Annotated in this window: 17 protein-coding genes; 16 read left to right on the plus strand and 1 reads right to left on the minus strand. The window is 27.3% G+C overall.

Features of this window, described 5'->3' with window-relative positions:
- Positions 1-64 precede the first annotated feature (64 nt).
- The 3 genes from DZ67_RS0104195 to DZ67_RS0104205 are packed head-to-tail and all read left to right on the plus strand — an operon-like array spanning position 65 to position 3,296.
- Positions 65-1,309 (plus strand): YifB family Mg chelatase-like AAA ATPase, encoded by a 1,245-nt coding sequence (locus DZ67_RS0104195; RefSeq protein WP_024791783.1) that lies wholly within the window; start codon positions 65-67, stop codon positions 1,307-1,309.
- Positions 1,306-1,914 carry a fused DSP-PTPase phosphatase/NAD kinase-like protein gene (locus DZ67_RS0104200; protein WP_024787425.1) on the plus strand — a complete coding sequence of 203 codons (609 nt, stop codon included), beginning with the start codon at positions 1,306-1,308 and terminating at the stop codon, positions 1,912-1,914. The genes DZ67_RS0104195 and DZ67_RS0104200 overlap by 4 nt, the downstream gene beginning before the upstream one ends.
- A complete protein-coding gene (locus DZ67_RS0104205; RefSeq protein WP_024787426.1) occupies positions 1,914-3,296 on the plus strand; it encodes a bifunctional ADP-dependent NAD(P)H-hydrate dehydratase/NAD(P)H-hydrate epimerase in 1,383 nt (460 codons plus the stop codon). Before DZ67_RS0104200 ends, DZ67_RS0104205 begins: the two co-directional genes overlap by 1 nt.
- Here the strand turns inward: DZ67_RS0104205 and DZ67_RS0104210 are convergent.
- A complete protein-coding gene (locus DZ67_RS0104210; RefSeq protein WP_024791784.1) occupies positions 3,286-4,983 on the minus strand; it encodes an ABC transporter ATP-binding protein in 1,698 nt (565 codons plus the stop codon). The genes DZ67_RS0104205 and DZ67_RS0104210 overlap by 11 nt on opposite strands.
- Positions 4,984-5,030: 47 nt before the next feature.
- Here DZ67_RS0104210 and DZ67_RS0104215 point away from each other — a divergent pair, with 47 nt between their 5' ends.
- The 13 genes from DZ67_RS0104215 to waaF are packed head-to-tail and all read left to right on the plus strand — an operon-like array spanning position 5,031 to position 17,640.
- Positions 5,031-5,948 (plus strand): glycosyltransferase family 9 protein, encoded by a 918-nt coding sequence (locus tag DZ67_RS0104215; protein ID WP_024787428.1) that lies wholly within the window; start codon positions 5,031-5,033, stop codon positions 5,946-5,948.
- The gene (locus tag DZ67_RS0104220) at positions 5,938-6,822 is read left to right on the plus strand and encodes a lipid A biosynthesis lauroyl acyltransferase (protein ID WP_024787429.1); all 885 of its coding nucleotides are present in this window, start codon (positions 5,938-5,940) and stop codon (positions 6,820-6,822) included. The genes DZ67_RS0104215 and DZ67_RS0104220 overlap by 11 nt, the downstream gene beginning before the upstream one ends.
- 1 nt (position 6,823) lies before the next feature.
- Complete coding sequence (locus DZ67_RS0104225) at positions 6,824-7,582, plus strand: glycosyltransferase family 2 protein (protein WP_051440279.1); 759 nt, start codon at positions 6,824-6,826, stop codon at positions 7,580-7,582.
- A gap of 2 nt (positions 7,583-7,584) precedes the next feature.
- Positions 7,585-8,676: a putative lipopolysaccharide heptosyltransferase III gene (rfaQ, locus tag DZ67_RS0104230; RefSeq protein WP_236617350.1), complete on the plus strand. Its 1,092-nt coding sequence runs from the start codon at positions 7,585-7,587 to the stop codon at positions 8,674-8,676.
- Complete coding sequence (locus tag DZ67_RS0104235; protein WP_024787432.1) at positions 8,663-9,718, plus strand: glycosyltransferase family 4 protein; 1,056 nt, start codon at positions 8,663-8,665, stop codon at positions 9,716-9,718. Before rfaQ ends, DZ67_RS0104235 begins: the two co-directional genes overlap by 14 nt.
- The gene (locus tag DZ67_RS0104240) at positions 9,711-10,472 is read left to right on the plus strand and encodes a polysaccharide deacetylase family protein (RefSeq protein ID WP_024790786.1); all 762 of its coding nucleotides are present in this window, start codon (positions 9,711-9,713) and stop codon (positions 10,470-10,472) included. Before DZ67_RS0104235 ends, DZ67_RS0104240 begins: the two co-directional genes overlap by 8 nt.
- Positions 10,469-11,404, plus strand: coding sequence for a glycosyltransferase family 9 protein (locus DZ67_RS0104245; protein ID WP_024787434.1), 936 nt, complete (start codon positions 10,469-10,471; stop codon positions 11,402-11,404). Before DZ67_RS0104240 ends, DZ67_RS0104245 begins: the two co-directional genes overlap by 4 nt.
- Positions 11,401-12,456 (plus strand): glycosyltransferase family 9 protein, encoded by a 1,056-nt coding sequence (locus DZ67_RS0104250; RefSeq protein ID WP_024787435.1) that lies wholly within the window; start codon positions 11,401-11,403, stop codon positions 12,454-12,456. Before DZ67_RS0104245 ends, DZ67_RS0104250 begins: the two co-directional genes overlap by 4 nt.
- Positions 12,453-13,535, plus strand: a complete 1,083-nt coding sequence (locus tag DZ67_RS0104255) for a glycosyltransferase family 4 protein (protein ID WP_024787436.1) — start codon at positions 12,453-12,455, stop codon at positions 13,533-13,535. Before DZ67_RS0104250 ends, DZ67_RS0104255 begins: the two co-directional genes overlap by 4 nt.
- Entirely contained in the window at positions 13,525-14,739 is a 1,215-nt protein-coding gene (locus DZ67_RS0104260; protein ID WP_156919574.1) for an O-antigen ligase family protein, read from the plus strand. The genes DZ67_RS0104255 and DZ67_RS0104260 overlap by 11 nt, the downstream gene beginning before the upstream one ends.
- Positions 14,714-15,784 carry a glycosyltransferase family 4 protein gene (locus DZ67_RS0104265; RefSeq protein WP_024787438.1) on the plus strand — a complete coding sequence of 357 codons (1,071 nt, stop codon included), beginning with the start codon at positions 14,714-14,716 and terminating at the stop codon, positions 15,782-15,784. The genes DZ67_RS0104260 and DZ67_RS0104265 overlap by 26 nt, the downstream gene beginning before the upstream one ends.
- A complete protein-coding gene (locus DZ67_RS0104270; protein WP_024787439.1) occupies positions 15,756-16,769 on the plus strand; it encodes a glycosyltransferase family 4 protein in 1,014 nt (337 codons plus the stop codon). The genes DZ67_RS0104265 and DZ67_RS0104270 overlap by 29 nt, the downstream gene beginning before the upstream one ends.
- Complete coding sequence (gene waaF, locus DZ67_RS0104275; protein ID WP_024787440.1) at positions 16,753-17,640, plus strand: lipopolysaccharide heptosyltransferase II; 888 nt, start codon at positions 16,753-16,755, stop codon at positions 17,638-17,640. Before DZ67_RS0104270 ends, waaF begins: the two co-directional genes overlap by 17 nt.
- Positions 17,641-17,740 lie beyond the last annotated feature (100 nt).

A 17,740-nucleotide genomic window follows, 5' to 3' on the forward strand; every position in this document is an offset into this window, starting at 1 on the left:
TTAAAAACAAAGTTTTAATGTGTAATTAATACTTTCTTTAATCTTTATTCTTTTTCAAAACTTTTTGAAAAATAAAAAAGAGGGAAGCCATTTTGATTTGCCGATAGCTTTAAGTATTCTGTATCATAAAAAAGATATTGATTTAAATGATTTTTTGGTTTTGGGCGAGCTTGGGCTTGATGGTAAACTTAAAGATACAAATACAATTTTTCCTATAATTTTAGCTTTAAAGCCTAAAAAATTGATAATTCCGCTTGAAAGTGCAAATAAAGTATCTAAAATCCCCGAAATTGAAATATATGCTTTTTCGCATATAAAAGAGTTTGAAGAGTTTGCTCCAAAAAAATGTGAAAAAAGTGAATTAAATTATGATTATATAAATATTAACGGTAAAAAATATTACTATTTAAATGAATTTAAAGAGGATTTTAAAGATGTAATAGGTCAAAACGAGGCAAAAGAAGCGGCTTTAATTTCGGCTGCAGGATTTCATAATATTTTGTTTGAGGGAAGTCCGGGGGTCGGTAAATCTATGATAATAAACAGAATGAAATATATTCTGCCGCCGATGAGTCTGGAAGAGATACTTGAGGTTGAAAAATATAATTCACTTGAAGGAAAAGAAGTAACATTTAGACCAGTTAGGCCTTATAGAGCGCCGCATTATTCATCTACAAAAGCCGCAATTTTTGGAGGAGGAAGCAGGGGTGCTAAAATTGGGGAAATTGCATTTGCTAATAAGGGGATTTTATTTTTTGACGAGCTTCCCTATTTTCAAAAAGATGTTTTGGAAAATCTGCGCCTTCCACTGCAAGATAAAAAAGTGTTAATAAGTAGAGTTAATTCAAAAATAGAGTATGAAACGGATATATTGTTTGCGGCGGCTATGAATCCTTGCCCCTGCGGAAATTTATTAAGTCCGGTTAAAGAGTGCAGATGCACGGACCTTGAAATCAGAAGGTATAAAAACAGAATAAGCGAACCTCTTTATGACAGAATAGAAATTTATCATCAGATGATTGAAGACGACTCAAAAGAGACAGTTTCAAGCAAAGAGATATTCGAAAAAGTTTTAACTGCATTTGAAATGCAAAAAGGAAAATTTAACGCAAATTTAGAAGAAAATTATGAATTTAATATTGAAAATGAAGCCTATGAAATTTTAGATAAAGCAAAAAGAAATTTTGCACTCTCTAAAAGAAGCGAATTTAATTTATTAAAGGTGGCAAAAACTATTGCAAATTTGGATAAAAGAGATAAAATAAAAAAAGGTGATTTATTAAAAGCGTTAAAGTACAGAAGAAGATGAAAGAAATTATCAAAATTTTAACAGAAGAACATAATTTTATAAATCTGTTTTGGAATAATTTTCATAAAATAGATGAAGGTGTTTACAGAAGCGCCCAGATGCTTCCCTGGAGGCTTAAGAAAATAATAAAAAAATATAAAATAAAAACTGTAATAAATCTAAGAGGCAGTAATAATTATCTATATATTAAAGAAAAAGAGATTTGTAAAAAACTTGGTGTGGAATATATAGAACTTCCCATATCATCAAGAACACTTCCTAAAATAGAAGAGATGGAAAAATTAAAAGATATTTTAATGGATAAAAACAAAAAACCTCTTCTTTTTCATTGTAAAGCCGGGGCTGACAGGAGCGGGTTTGTTGCTGCTTTTTATAGAATTATTAAAGGCGAATCTCCAAAAGAGGCTCTCAAAAAAGAACTTAAATTGCAATACGGCTTTATAAGTCTGAGTAAAGCCGGAAGAATTAAAGAATTTTTTTTAAAGTATGACGGCAAAAAAGATTTTATAAAATGGGCAAAAGAAAACAGGGATAAAATTCAATCAGAATTCAGTGAAAACCCTTTTGTTGATTTTATCTATGAAAAAATTTTAAGGAGAGAGTAATGAGGGAAGTTTTCGAGAATGTCTATTTTTTGGATAAAAAATGTTATGAAAAATATAACTTGACAGAAGATATTTTAATGGAACACGCAGCTTACGAAATGGCGCTTGAAATATATAAAAGATTTGAGAAGGGAAGCAGTGTAACTATAGTTTCAGGTCCCGGAAACAACGGGGCAGACGGGATAACACTTGCAAGAATCCTTTTAGGGGATTATAAGGTTAATCTGTTTTTACCCCTAAATGCAAAATCCGCCATGGCAAAACTCCAGCTTGAAAGGTTTTTAAGAATTGGCGGGAAAGTTGGTAAAAAGATAAAAAAAGTTGATGTTTTGGTGGATGCAATTTTTGGAAGCGGGTTAAAAAGGGATTTAGATGACGGGATAGCGGATGTAGTTGAAAAAATGAATAAAATGGATTCTTTTAAAATAGCCTGTGATATCCCAACCGGAATTGATGATAAAGGAAATTTAAGACCTGTGGCTTTCAGGGCAGATGTGACCGTTACAATGGGTGCTGAAAAATTAGCTTTATATTCAGACATGGCAAAAGATTATGTGGGAGAGATTAAAATAGCAAATTTGGGTGTTTCTTTTTCAAACTATATTGAAAAAAACAGTTTTTTTGTTTTGGAAAAAAATGACTTAAAACTTCCTTTTAGAAATAAACAAAATACTCACAAAAGAAGTTACGGCCATTTAGGTATTTTATGCGGAGAGAAAAAAGGCGCTTCAATAATGGCAGGTATGGCCGCATTTAATTTCGGATGCGGACTTGTTAGTCTTGTAACGCATAAAGAGGTTAATGCCCCTTATGAGATTATGCAGACACACCATATTGAAAATTTCTCAGCACTTGCATTTGGTATGGGGCTTGGCAATTATTTTGATGATGAGCTTGAAGAAATTGCAAAACTTGATATACCGATGATAATAGATGCGGATATGTTTTATAAAAAAGAGATTTTAAAATTTTTAAAAAAAGAAATAGTGTTAACCCCTCATCCAAAAGAGTTTTCATCACTTCTTAAATTAACCGGTATTGGAGAATACAGCGTAAAAGAAATTCAAAAAAACAGGTTTGATTTGGCATTGGAATTCAGTAAAAAATATCCCGGAGTTGTATTGCTTCTTAAAGGTGCAAACAAAATAATTGTGCATAATAAAAAACTTTTTATTGACCCTCTTGGAAGCGTTGCATTGGCAAAAGGCGGGAGCGGAGATGTTTTGGCCGGAATGATAGGAAGTTTATTGGCTCAGGGTGAAAATTTGCTTGATGCCACAATTAATGCAAGTTTGACCCATTCCGTTGCAGGAAATTATGAACCGAATTATGCCCTAACCCCTACAAAACTTATAAAAAGATTAGAAGAAATTAATTTTTAGCATATAGTTTTTTAAATTCTTCACAGTTTTTTAATAACTCTTCTTTTTCCCCTTTACATACAATCTGTCCCTTTTTAAAAACTAAAATTTCATCTGCATTTTCAATAGTATTTAACCTGTGTGCCACTATAAAAACAAGTTTGTCTTTAAGTTTTAAAATACTGTCCATTATTACTTTTTCGCTTTTATTATCCAGTGCGCTTGTCGCTTCGTCTAAAATTAAAACGTCCGGATTTTTATATAAAGCTCTTGCTATTGCTATTCTTTGTCTCTGCCCTCCGCTTAGATTGCTTCCTCCTTCGTTCAAAACGGTGTATATACCATTTTCCAAACTTTTTACATAATCCCATAAATTCGCTTTTTTAAGTGCTTCGATTATTTTTTCTTCGTTAATTTTTCTTCCGTAGGAGATGTTTGCGGCAATTGTGTCGTTAAAAATGTGAACATTCTGCGGAATATAGGCAATTTTGCCCCTTAAATCAAAAATATTATATTTTTTTATATTTTTTTCATTTATTAAAATTTCGCCGCTGTTTGCATCATAAAATCTTTCAAGCATTGACACAAAAGAACTTTTTCCCCCTCCGCTGTCCCCTACAAGACCTATAATTTTGGGTTTTTTTGTTTCATAGTTTATGTTTTGTAAAGCTTTTTTGTTTCCGTATTTTAAATTTACATTTTTAAACTCTATTTTTTCAATAGAGCTTAATTTTTTACCGCCCGAAGTGATTTCAGGTTTTAGATTAAATATTTCTTTTAATCTTTCATTTGCGGCAATTGCATCCTGGAATCTTGAATATGTGTTTGCTATTCTTCTAATCGGGTCTGTCATCATAAAAAGTGCCGTCATAAAAGAAAAAAACGCTCCGACACTCATTTGATTTTCAATTACCTCTTTTCCTCCGATAATAATTACAATTGCGCCTATTGCCGCGGTAAGGGTTTCCAACACCGGAATCAAAACAGCCTGTGTCCGTATGGTTTTAAGATTTATTTTTAAATATTTGAGATTCAGCTCTTCAAATTTTTTTATTTCATATTTTTTTGCGTTAAATGCTTTTATTGTTTCTATGTTCTTAAAAATTTCACTTAGGTGTTTATTTAATTTTGCGGTTTGATTCTGAGCTTCTTTGGATAATTTTTTCAGTTTTTTAGAAATAATGCTAACAGGGTAAATAATAAAAGGCAAAATAATCAGTGCAAAAAAAGCCAATTTCGGGTTTTGATATATTACCACCGCCAAAAGAAAAACAGCCATTAATATATCTCTAAGTAAATTGGCCAAAGAATGGCTAACCGCTCCTTGGATTCTGTTTATATCATTTATTGTTCTGCTGACCAGCTCTCCTGAGTGGGTTTTTTTAAAATAGAGCAGGTCAAAACTTAAAATATGCTTTAAAAATTTATCTCTGATTTGCCTTACAATATCTTCTCCTATGAAGCTTACATAATACTGCTGCAAAACCGAGCCCACACCTTTTAAAAAATAGGCAAGTACAATTGCAAACGGTAATAAATATAATAAACGGATGTTTTTTTCTATAAATATTTTATCAAGTACCGGTTTTACTAAATATGCGGTTGCGGCAGTTGCGAGAGAAACCAAAATCATTCCTATTACGGATAAGAAAATCTGTTTTTTATAATGTTTGTAATAAGGCATATACTCTTTTAAAAATTTAAACACTTATTTCCTTTTTGTTATAATTTTACATATTTTACCAAAAGGAAATAATGGAAGCAATAATAAAACTCAGTTCTCTTGGAGATATAATTCATTCACTTATTGTTTTGCCTAAAATTAATAAAAAAGTTGATTTTTTCGTGGATAATGTTTTTAAAGAAATTCTGGAATATAATCCTTTTATTGAAAATATTGTGCCGGTTAAATTAAGACAGGCAAAAAAAGAAAAAAGTTTATATATTAAAGAATTTTTAAGACTTAAATCAATGGACACGTATACAAAAGTTTATGACCTGCAGGGGCTTATTAAAAGTGCTCTTTTGGCAAGGCTTGTCGGTGATACAGTGGTTGGATTCAATAATCCGAGGGAGAAAATAGCCAGGTTTTTTTATGATGAAAAAAAAGAGGTTTTTGGTGAAGTTGCTATTAGAAGATATATCAATCTTTTCGGCTTTGATGATACTCAGTATTTAAAAAACCATCCAAAACTTTTGTTTTATAAAAATAGAGTTTTTGATTTTTTAAGTAAAAGTAAAAAAAACATAGTTTTTATAATCGGGGCAAGCTGGGAGTGTAAAAAAGCATCTCTTAAAATTTGGGATAAATTGGCAAAATATTTTAAAAATGAAAATATAATTATTCCTTATTATGGGGAAAGCGAAAAAAAAGATGCATTTTTTTTGGCTGAAAATAATTCAAATATTTTGCCGATTAGCTTAAATCTAAATGATTTAAAATCGTTAATTGATAAGTGTGATTTACTTATTGGAAACGATACTGGTCCTAGCTTTATAGCGTGGGCAAACAATATTAACAATGTGATTTTATACGGCTGTACATATAATAACAAAATTTATGAAAACAAGTTTTCTAAAAGTGTAGAAATGCAAAAAAGCATAAAAAAAGGCTTAATGGTAATGGATAAAATGGATTTAAATCAAATTTTAAAGAAAATAGATGAATTTTAAAGATTTAAGTTATTACGGATTTAATATGTTAGAATTTATAATTAAATATACCCCAATGCCTTTTGTTGATTTTTTAAAAAAAATACTTCTGTTTAGTGTGTATCATTTGGACAATAAAAGGAAAAAAGTAATTTGCATAAATTTAAATTTGGCATATGGCAATACATTAAGCAAAGAAAAAAAAGAAGAAATTACAAAAAAAGTTTATGAGAATTTTATAAATAATCTCTTTGAATTTATCGAACTTTCATTTATTTCAAAAGAAGAACTCAGAAAGAGAATTGAGTTTAAAAATTTAGATAAAATAAAAGAATATTTAAATAAAGGGCCTGTAATATTCAGTGGGGCACATTTTGGTAACTGGGAAATAGCTACATCTGCAATAGGTGCTTTTGTGACGCCTATAAGCGCAGTTGTAAGAAATATAGACAATCCTAAGCTTAATGAAAAAATAAAAAGAACAAGGGAAAAATTCGGAGTTAGAATTTATAATAAAAAAGGGGCTCTTAAGCATTTGATGAAAGATTTGAAGGATAATAGAAGTATTGGAATTTTGGTAGATCAAAACACTGCAAAAGAAGAGGGTGTTGAAACTGAGTTTTTTGGAAAAAAAGTTTTACAAACACCATCAGCCTGTTTGCTTAGTAAAAAATTTAAAATCCCAATTGTTATGGGTTTTGTTGAAAAAGAAAAGGATAAATGGGTTATAGATTTTAAAGAAATTTTTTATGCGGATGATATTAAAAAATGCGTGGATAAACAATCAAAAATTATTGAAGAAGAGGTGAAACAATATCCAGAACTTTGGTATTGGATGCATAGAAGATTTAAACATTTTTATGAAAATGAATACCAAAAAAAGTGTAAAGTGTAAAATGAAAAGTGAGTTTTACTCATCTGGCTGTTTGAAAAACGGCCACGATGAAAAATTAAGTGTAGTTATTTTGACTAAAAATTCTCAAAAATATTTAGAAAAAGTATTAAAAAGTGTAGAATTTGCTGATGAAGTAATTATTTATGATAGTGGAAGTGATGATAATACTCTTAAAATTGCAAAAAAATTTAAAAATACCAAAATTTTTATAGATAACAAATGGGAAGGTTTTGGAGTGCAAAAACAAAAAGCTGTAAATAAAGCAAAAAACAGATGGGTTTTTGTATTAGATAGCGATGAGGTTTTTACTGAAAATCTTAAAAATGAAGTTTTAGAGGTTATTAAAAATCCAAAATATAATGCTTATAAAGTTGCAAGACTTAATAATTTTTTTGGCAAATGGATTAGACACTGCGGCCTTTTCCCTGACTATTCTATAAGGCTTTTTAACAAAGAAAAGTGCAAATTTAATGAAAGAAAAGTGCATGAAAGTGTAGAGTGTGAAAGGGTAGGAGAGCTTAAAAACTATTTTTTGCACTATGCATATGAGAGTGTTGAAGAATTTATTGAAAAGCAAAATAGATACTCAAGCCTTGGTGCAAAACCTAATAAATTAAAAGCCATATTTTCACCATATTGGACTTTTTTTAAGATATACTTTTTAAAGTTAGGTTTTATTGATGGATGGAGTGGCTTTGTAATTGCTAAACTTTATAGTGAATATACTTTTTGGAAATATGTTAAAAAAATGGATAATTGAAAATGGAAAATGGAAAATTGAAAATATTGGTAATAAAATTTAGAAACATAGGAGATGTTTTACTTACAACTCCTTTAATTAAAAATTTAAAACTAAATTACCCTGATTCACAAATTGATTGTGTAGTAAATAAAGGCACAGAAGAGATGCTAACGCTAAATCCAAATATTAATAATATTTTTACTTATGATAGAAGTTATTTTAAATCCCTTCCAAAACTAAAAAGAATAATAGAAGAATTTAAATTTTTAAGAAGTTTTAGAAATTATGATATTATAATAAATACAACAGAAGGCGATAGAGGGGCTTTTATTGCAAAATTTAGCAGGGCAAAAATAAAAATAGGATTTTCTCCAAAAAAAAATATCTTTTTAAAAAATACATTTACTCATAAATTACAAAATCCTCCTTTAATGAGACATATAATAGAGAATAATTTAGATGCTATAAGAATTTTAAATAAAAAAATTTTTGAAAAAAGAGTTAAAATTTTTTGGGATAAAAAAGATGATGAGTTTATTGACAGTTTTAATTTACCTAAAAAATTTGTTCATTTTCATCCGGTGAGCAGATGGCTTTTTAAATGTATAGATGATACAATTTCAGCAAAAATTATTGATTTTATTCAAGAGGAGCTAAATTTAAGGGTAGTTTTAACGGCAGCTCCTGTTGAAGCAGAAATTAAAAAAATAGAAAATATTAAATCTTTATGTAAAACAAATCCAATTGATTTAAGTGGAAAACTTAGCTTAAAACAGACAGCTGCTCTTAATAAAAGGGCTAAATTTTTTATAGGAGTTGATACTGCCATAATGCATATAAGTGCGGCCAACGATATCCCTGTAATTGCATTTTTTGGACCGAGCGGGGCTTTTAATTGGGGGCCTTGGGATAATAATTTAATGGAGAGTGGCTATAATAAAAAAAACGGATTTCAAAAAATGGGAAAACATAGAGTTATTCAGGTAGATTGGGATTGTGCTCCTTGTGGGCAGGATGGATGTAATGGAAGCAAGATAAGCGAATGTTTAATAAGCGGACTTGATTTTGAATTTATCAAAAAAAATATAGAGGAAGTAAATGAAAATACTTGAACTTGAATCGTCAAAAGGCTGGGGCGGACAGGAAAAAAGGACTGTCAGGCTTAATAATAATCTCTCAGATGAATTTGAAGTTTTTTGGGGAGTGGAGAAAGATAGCGTTTTATTTAAAAGACAAGAAGAAATAAGAGGTGAATTTTTTGATTTTAAATTAAATAAGATTTATAATTTAAAAACTATTTATCAGTTAGTAAATTTTGTAAAGAATAAAAAAATAGATATTATTTCTACTCATTCTGGAAAAGATGCTTGGATTGGAAACATTGTAGGTAAATTATGCGGTGTAAAGGTAATTCGCACAAGACATCTTTTAACTCCGATAAAAAGTGCAAAAAGTTATAATTTATCAGATAAAGTTGTTTGTGTTAGCAGACAAGTAAAAGAATATTTAGAAAGTGTAGGGGTTAAAAAAGAGAAATTAGAGGTTATTTATACAGGTATTGATACAGATAAGTTTAAACCTTTTAGCGGTTATGATTTAAGAGGTGAATATAATATTAATAATGATACTGTAATTATAGGAATTGTGGCAGTTTTAAGGGCTGCAAAAAGACATATAGATTTATTAGAGGCTGTAAAACCTTTAGAAAATATAAAAATTGTAATAGTTGGGAATGGTCCGCAGGAGATGAATATTAAAAATTTTATAAAAGAAAATAATTTAGAAAATAAAGTTTTGATGCTTGGTCATAGAGAAGATATAGATAAAATTTTACCTAATTTTGATATTTTTGTATTGCCTTCAAATCTTGAAGCTCTTGGGACCGCTCTTTTAGAAGCTCAGTCTTGCGGTGTGCCTGTTGTGGCAAGCAGGGTTGGTGGAATTCCAGAGTGTGTGAGTGAAGGTAAGACAGGGTTTTTGTTTGAAAAAGAAAATGTAAATGATTTAAGAGAAAAGTTAATCAAGTTAATAGAGAATAAAAACTTAAGATATGAATTTTCAAAAAATGCAATAGAATGGATAGAAAATAATTTTTCAACTCAAAAAATGGTTAAAGATACCGAAAATTTGTATAAAAGAATTATAAATGAATAGTGTGCCGGTTTTAATGTATCATCATATTTTAGAAAAAGATAGTTTTATTGCAAGTAGCATAGAAAATTTTGAAAAACAGATGAAGTTTTTAGCAGAAAATAATTATAAAACTCTTACAAGCAAAGAATTTTTAGAATTTAAACAGGGCAAAAAAAAATTTAAAAAAGCTGTTTTTATTACATTTGATGATGGATGGAGGGATAATTACTATTTTGCATATCCTGTTTTAAAAAAATACAATTTAAAAGCCACAATATTTTTAGTAACTGAATGGATTGAAAAAGCAAGTGAAAAAAAATCAGAATTTAAACCTCTAAAACATAATGAGGCTAAAAAAGAAGTCCAGATTAATCCTTCATCAGTTATTTTAAATTGGAATGAAATAGAAAAAATGAGTGATGTTTTAGATTTTCACTCACATACTCATTCGCATAGGGATTTTTATTTTGGTAAAGAATATTCGTGGGAAGAAGAGTTTGAAAAATCAAAAGAAATTTTAAAAAATAGGCTTGGTGTTGATTCAAAACATTTATGCTGGCCAAGAGGAAAATATGATAATAATTTGATAATGTTAGTAAAAAAAAATTTTAAAATTTTTTATACTACAAAAAGAGGAATTAATTTAGCTGATAATAATTTAGATGAAATAAAAAGAATAGCAATAAAAAAAGATGATAGATGGCTAAAAAAACAGATAAAAATTTTTTCTAATCCAATTTTTGGATATTTATATTCAAAGGTAAAACCTGAATGAAAATTTTGCTTGTTAGAAATGATAATATTGGAGATTTAATTTGCACAACTCCTGCTATTGAAGCTTTAAGAAAAAAATATCCTGATGCTCAAATTGATATAGTGGTAAACAGTTATAATTTTTTAGCAATTAATAAAAATCCTTTTGTGGATAAAATTTATGTTTACATAAAACCAAAGCATAAAAAAAATTTATCTGATAAAATTAAAGCATTAGGCGGTAAGATAAAAATTATGAGTGAAATTTTTTTTGAAAAATATGACGCGGCAGTTGTTTTTAGAAGCGGATATTCAAGTTCGGCTGAGCAGTTTAGTAATATAAGTAGAGCTAAAATTAGAATTGGTGTAAAAGATATTAAAAACAGGGATAATTTTACACATCACATTATTCCAAATCCAAATGAGCATGAAGTTGAATTTTGTTATAGATGTTTAGAACCTTTGAGAATTAAACAAGGTGATGAAAAAATGTTTTTTTATATGCCTGAGAATTTTAAGAAAAAATATAAAGGTTATAAAAATTATATTTTGTTTCACATCTCTTCAAGAATTAAAGAAAATAGATATTCTAAAGAAAAATTTAAAGCAGTTATTGATAAATTAGATGAAAATATTATAATTACAGCAGAACCAAGTGATTTTGAAAATGCAAAATGGCTTGAAGAAAACAGTAAAGCTAAATGGATAAAAACTGAAAGTCTTTTAGATTTAGCCGGGTTAATCAGCAATGTAAAATTATTTGTTAGTCTTGATGGCGGGGCTATGCATATAGGACCTGCTCTTGGAGTTAAAACAATTGCAATTAGTGGCAAAACAAATATGAATAAATGGTATCCTTGGGGATATAAAGATTTGGTAACTCAGGATGAAAGTAAAATTGCTGGAAATATTGAGCCTGAAATTGTTGTTGAGAAAATTAAGGAGAATATTTGAGTTTGTTTGAAAAAATAATTAATCTGTTTTTATCTCCTGCAAAATCTATAGAATATTTAAAAATTAATGATAATGATAATTTTGTAGTTATATCAAATACCGCATTAGGAGATACATTACTATCAACTCCTGCTATAAAATCACTTAAAAAATCTTTTCCAAATAATAAAATTATTGCAGTTTTAAAAAGCAATTTTTCACCATTATTTAGAAATTTTGAATATATAGATGAAATAATTGAATATAATGGCAAATATAATGATTTTTTTAAAATAATGTTTAGAATAAAAAAATATAATCCAAAAATTACTTTAATTTTTCATTCAAATTCTCCACAGGATATACAATTAGCTGTTTTAAGTGGCAGTGAATATATTTTAAAACACCCTACTAAAAATTATTTAAAAAAATATTTATCGTATGATTTTATAAAAAAAAACCAACATGCTATAGAAGATAGATTAGATTTAATCAAAAAAATAGGTGGAAAAATAATTGAAAAAGAGATGAAAATAGGAAATGTTTTAAATAAAGAATATTTACAATTTAAGAATTATATTGGTTTTCAAGTAGGGGCTGCTGATGTTTATAAGATGTGGCCGATTGAAAGATTTAGCAAATTGGCTGAAAAATTATTAAAAAATAATGAAAAAATTGTAATATTAGGCACTCAAAACGAAAAAAAATTGGGAGATAAAATAATACAAAATGTTGGCAATAAAAATATTGTAAATATGTGCGGAAAAACAAATATTATAGAGTTAGCAAATATTGTAAATAATTTAAAGATGTTAATTACAAATGATACAGGCACAATGCATTTGGCGATTGCACTTAAAACTCCTACGGTTTCACTTTTTTCAGCTACAGATTCAAAAACTATAGGACCTTATCAGGATTTAGAACTTCATAAAGTTATTCAAAAAAATGGCAGTTTTGTCCAAAAATTGCCTAAAAAACAAAGAGACAATTCTGCAATGCAATTAATTGATGTAAATGAGGTTTTTGAAAAATATGAGGAATTAAATAATTATTTAAAGAGCAGAAAATGAAATTTTGTATGTATAACATAACTACAACCATAAAAACTGGCGGAATTGAAACTTTTTACTGGGAAGTTGCTAAAGAATTAATAAGACAGGGACATGAAGTAGAAATAATCTCAGGCAAAGGAGACTATATAAAATATGTTGAAATTCCTTTGAAAATGTTTGATTTTATTCCAAGAGATAAAATTATTGATTTAGGAAACAGATTTAGGAAATGGTGGGAAAGGGTAAGTTTTTTTAGAAATGCATATTCTTATTTAAAAAATAAAAAATATGATATTTTTTTAATTCATAAACCACTGGATTTTTTTACATGTTATTTTATGAAAAAAATAAATCCTGAAATAAAAACTGTTTTTGTTTCCGGTGGGGAAGATTTTTATGGATTTGATAAATTTTTTTCAAAATATGTAGATTATATGTTTGCAGTAAGTAAATCAAATAAAAAAATAATTGAAAACAGATACAAAAGAAAAGTGAAAGTTTTATATAATGGTGTTGATATAGAATTATTCAAAGCAGATAAACAAATTAGAAACGATATGCGTAAAAAATTTAATTTGGAAAATAAAAAAATTTTATTAAGTGTTGGAAGAATTGTTGGATTAAAAGGTTTTCATTTAGCAATTGAAATATTGCCTGAATTACCAGAAAATTTTATATATGTTTTAATAGGTAAAGGAAAAGAATTAGAAAATTTAAAGAAATTAGCAAAAAAATTAAATGTAGAAAATAAAGTTTTATTTTTAGGTGAGATTGAAAATAAAGAGCTTTATAAATATATAAATATAGCTGATATATTTATTCAACCAAGTATTGGAAAAGAAGCTTTTGGAATAACTTTAATTGAAGCTATGGCTTGTGGAGTACCTGTAATTGCAAGCAATAATGGGGGTATGAAAGAAATAGTAAAAAATGGAGAAAACGGATTTTTATTTGAAATAAACAATAAAGAAGAATTAAAAGAAAAAATATTAAAAGCTATGAATATGACATTTAATACAAGAGAATATGTTAAAAATAATTTTACATGGGAAAATACGGTAGATAATTTATTAAAGGGGATTGGTGTTGAAAAATAAGTTAGATTATATAAAAATATTTTTTTTAAGCCTTTTTCTATTTGTATTTTTAATAAATGGATATACTCCAATAAAATATATTGGTTTATCAGGGGCTGTTTTATTTTATTTGATAGATTTGTTTTTAAATTTTGATAAAATAAAAAAAATTTATATTGAGTATTACCAAGATGAAAAAACTCTTTTTATTCTTTTTAGTTTTATTTTAATTTCAATTATTATTTCTATTATTTTTTCTTTTTCTAATTCTTTGCCATCATGGAAAGAGTTTAGAGTTGAGTTTTTAAATATATTTTTGTTTATGTTAGTTTCATTAAGTGTAGAAAAAAAAGAATTATTAAAAAATATATTGTTTATTGCTACAATATGTGCTTTTGTATTTGATGTATTTAAATTTGCGTATGAGTATATTAAAATTAATCCTAAGTTAGATTTTTCTATAAGGCTTGAAAGAATAGCGGCTGTATATTTTGATATATTGATTCCTTTTGTGTTTATTTCTTTGTTTTTAATAAAAAATAAAATTTTTAAACTTTTATTAAGTATAATTTTTTTATTTGGATTATTTGAATTATTTTTAATAGGGGCAAGAGGTGCATGGGGTACAGTTTTTATTGAAATATTTTTAATTGCAGTAGTATTAAGTTTAAAATTTAATTATAAAAAAATGTTTATTTATTTAGGAATTGTATTTATTTTATTGATAATGGGCGGATATTTAATTTATAAAAATTCTTATTTAATACAAACTAAGATTCATCAGGGGTTAAATCCAAACGGAAGGGATAAAATTGTTGAAACAAGGTTGCCAATTTTTCTAAAACATAGTAATTTGTTTATAGGGGTTGGCGGTCCTGATAATTATCAATATAACAGATTTCTTAATTTTTATCATGCGCCTAAAAAATATGGCGTTCAAGAAGGAAATAACTTTCATTATTGGTCTGATGAACCTTTTTTACTTCAAATTTTTTATAAAGAAGGTATTTTGGGATTAATTGCTTTTTTAGCTTTTAGTATAGTTTTTATTTTTAAATTATATAAAAATTTAAATTTATTTACTTTGGCAATATTAGTGTCTTTTGTTGGATATTATTTTGTAAGAGGATTAGCTGAGGGTAGGAATTTTAAATATTTGATTTTTTATTTTATGCTTTATTTAATATTTAAGGAAAAAGATGAAAATAGCTTACGTATATCCTGAAAAATTGCCATCTAAAAAAGCAAGGGCTATTTCTGTTGTTAATACAGCTTGTGAATTATCTAAAATTGTTGATACTACTTTAATTTATGAAAAAAGTGAGAATAATGTTTTAGATTTTTATGAACTTAGTTGTAATTTAAAATTAAAAGAGTTGCCAAGAAAATTTATTATAAGAAGTAATAAAATTTTTAATTTAAACCTAAAAAAAGAAATAAAAAAATATGATTATTTTTATGTAAGACATTTAAAAACAGCAGAATTTTTAATAAAAAATGGAGCTAATGTTATTTTTGAATGTCATGAAATTTTTCAATTTAAAAATAAAAAAATAGGAGAAATAGAAAAATTTGTTTATGAAAATACTTTAGGGCTTACTTTTATAAATAAAAGTTTAAAAAAAGAAATTAATAATAGTTTTAATGTTTCAAATTTACAAAAAGTTATACATAATGGTTGTGATTTTTTTGAATATAAAAAGAAAGATTTTACTTCAATTAAAGAAATTTTTTATATTGGAAGTTTACAAAAATGGAAAGGAGTTGATTTTTTAGTAGATGTGTTAAATAAAAAAAATATTGTACTTAAAATGATAGGAGATGGAAATAGAAAAAAAGAATTGCTAAATAAAGCTGCTAACAATATTGAATTTTTAGGTTTTAAAAAACCTGAAGAAATTAAACATATTTTATTAAATGAAGTAAAATTAGCAGTAATTCCTAATATTAGTTCTCATTATAATAAATTTTCTACACCTATCAAACTTTATGAATATTTAATGACTTCTAATATTGTTTTGGCCAGTGATTTTGAACCTATTAAGGAAATAATAAAAGATGGAGTAAATGGTTTTTTATTTAAAGCAGGTGATAAAAAAGATTTTTTAAATAAATTGAATTATATATTATCTTTGCCAAAAGAAAAATTGGAAAAAATTTCTAAAAATGCTTATGAAACAGGAAAACAGTTTACTTGGGAAAACAGGGCCAAACAAATAGTTGATTTTATTAAGGAAATTGATGAAAAAACTAACATTTCTTCGTCTTAAAAAAAATCCTTTCGGCGGGGCTGAGAGGTATTTGGAAAGACTTAGTAATGAGCTTAAAAAACAAAATATTGATTATGAAGTAATTTATTGTAATTGTCCTAAAATAATGCCTAGCTTTTTAAAGGCATTTTGGTATAACCTGCAGGTTTGCTTAAATAAAAAAAATAAATTTTATTTTTCTCTTGAAAGAATCACATGTCCTGATATTTATAGGGCTGGAGATGGGGTACACAAAGCGTTTTTAGAAACTAAAAAATCAATTAATCCTTTGCATTTAGTCTATCTTTTTATAGAAAAAAGAATGTTTAAAAATGCTAAAAAAATTATTGCAAATTCTAATATGGTTAAAAATCAAATTATTAAATATTATAATATTAGTCCTGAAAAAATAGAAGTAATTTATAACGGAATTCCTTTAAAAGAAAAGGCTGATTTTAGTAATATAAAAAAAGAATTTAATTTAAAACAAGAAAAAATTATTCTTTATGTTGGCAGTGGTTTTAAAAGAAAAGGGGTAAAAGAAGCGCTTGAAATTATTTCTAAAATTAAAAGAGATTTTAAATTTTTAGTTGTGGGGAAAGAAAAAAAAATTAATTATTATAAAAATTATGCTAAAGAATTAGGAGTTGAAAAAAAAGTAATTTTTACAGGGCCAAGAAGAGATGTGGATAAATTTTATTCTATGGCAGATATTTTTCTTTTTCCTACAAAATATGAACCTTTCAGCAATGTAGTTTTAGAAGCTATGAATTTTGAATGTGTGGTATTTACAACAAAGCAAAACGGGGCAAGTGAAATTTTGCCTGAATTTAATGTAATGGAAAATCCCAATGATTTAAGTGTTGTTGAAAAAATAAATTTTCTTTTAGAAAATGATAAAATATTAAAAGAAAAACAAAAAGAAATGAAAGATATCTCAAAAAATTTCAGTATAGAAAAAAATGTGAAAAAAACACTTAAGGTTATAAATGAAACTCTTAATTGAATCTCCAACATGGCTTGGCGATGCCGTAATGGCAAGCGGGTCGATAGAGGGGCTTCTTGAATATTTTAAACCTAAAAAATCTATTCTTTTTGGAAGTTTTGTAAGTACTGAGCTTTTTAAAGAAAAATTTGATGAGGTTATTGTAGATGATAGAAAACACAGGTTTAGGCAGTTTTTTAAAATTCCAAGTGCCGATTTATTTATAAGTTTTAGAGGAAGTTTATATTCAAAAGTTTTAGGATTAAAAGCAAAAAAGTCTTTTACATTTGACAATAACTTTTCAGGTCATATGGTGGAGAAATATTCAAAATATGTAAATTCTATAATAAATGAAAATAAAATATATAATCCAAAACTTGATTTTAAACCTTTTGAATTTGCAAAACCCACAATCGGCATTAATCCCGGGGCTACATACGGAAGTGCCAAAAGATGGTATCCCGAAAAGTTTGCCGAGGTCGGAAACTATTTTAAAAATTATAAACTGATAATTTTTGGAGGTCCCGGGGAAGAGGAAATTGCAAAAGATATAGAAAAAAATTTAGACCATCCGGATTTTTTAAATTTATGTGGAAGGCTCAATATAAAAGAGCTTTGCCAATATATTGGGGGACTTAGTCTTTTTGTTACGAACGATTCAGGGCCTATGCATATAGCGGCGGCTTACAATGTGCCAATTGTGGCTGTTTTTGGGCCCACTGATTATACTGAAACGAGTCCCTGGAGTAAAAATTATAAAATAGTTACTAAAAATCTGGAATGTGCTCCCTGTAAAAAAAGAGAGTGTCCTTTGAAGTCGCATGAATGTATGAAAAGTATTGAAGCTGGTGAGGTGATTGAAGCGGCAAAAGAGTTGCTAATTGAAAAATGAAAAGTGAAAAGTTAAAAATTGTGGAAAATGGAAAATGAGCGAAAATTAGCAAAGCGAATTAAGCTCATCTGACTGCTTGAAAAGCGTCCATGATGAAAAG

This window comes from Lebetimonas sp. JS138 (assembly GCF_000523335.1).
Lineage (GTDB): Bacteria > Campylobacterota > Campylobacteria > Campylobacterales > Nautiliaceae > Lebetimonas.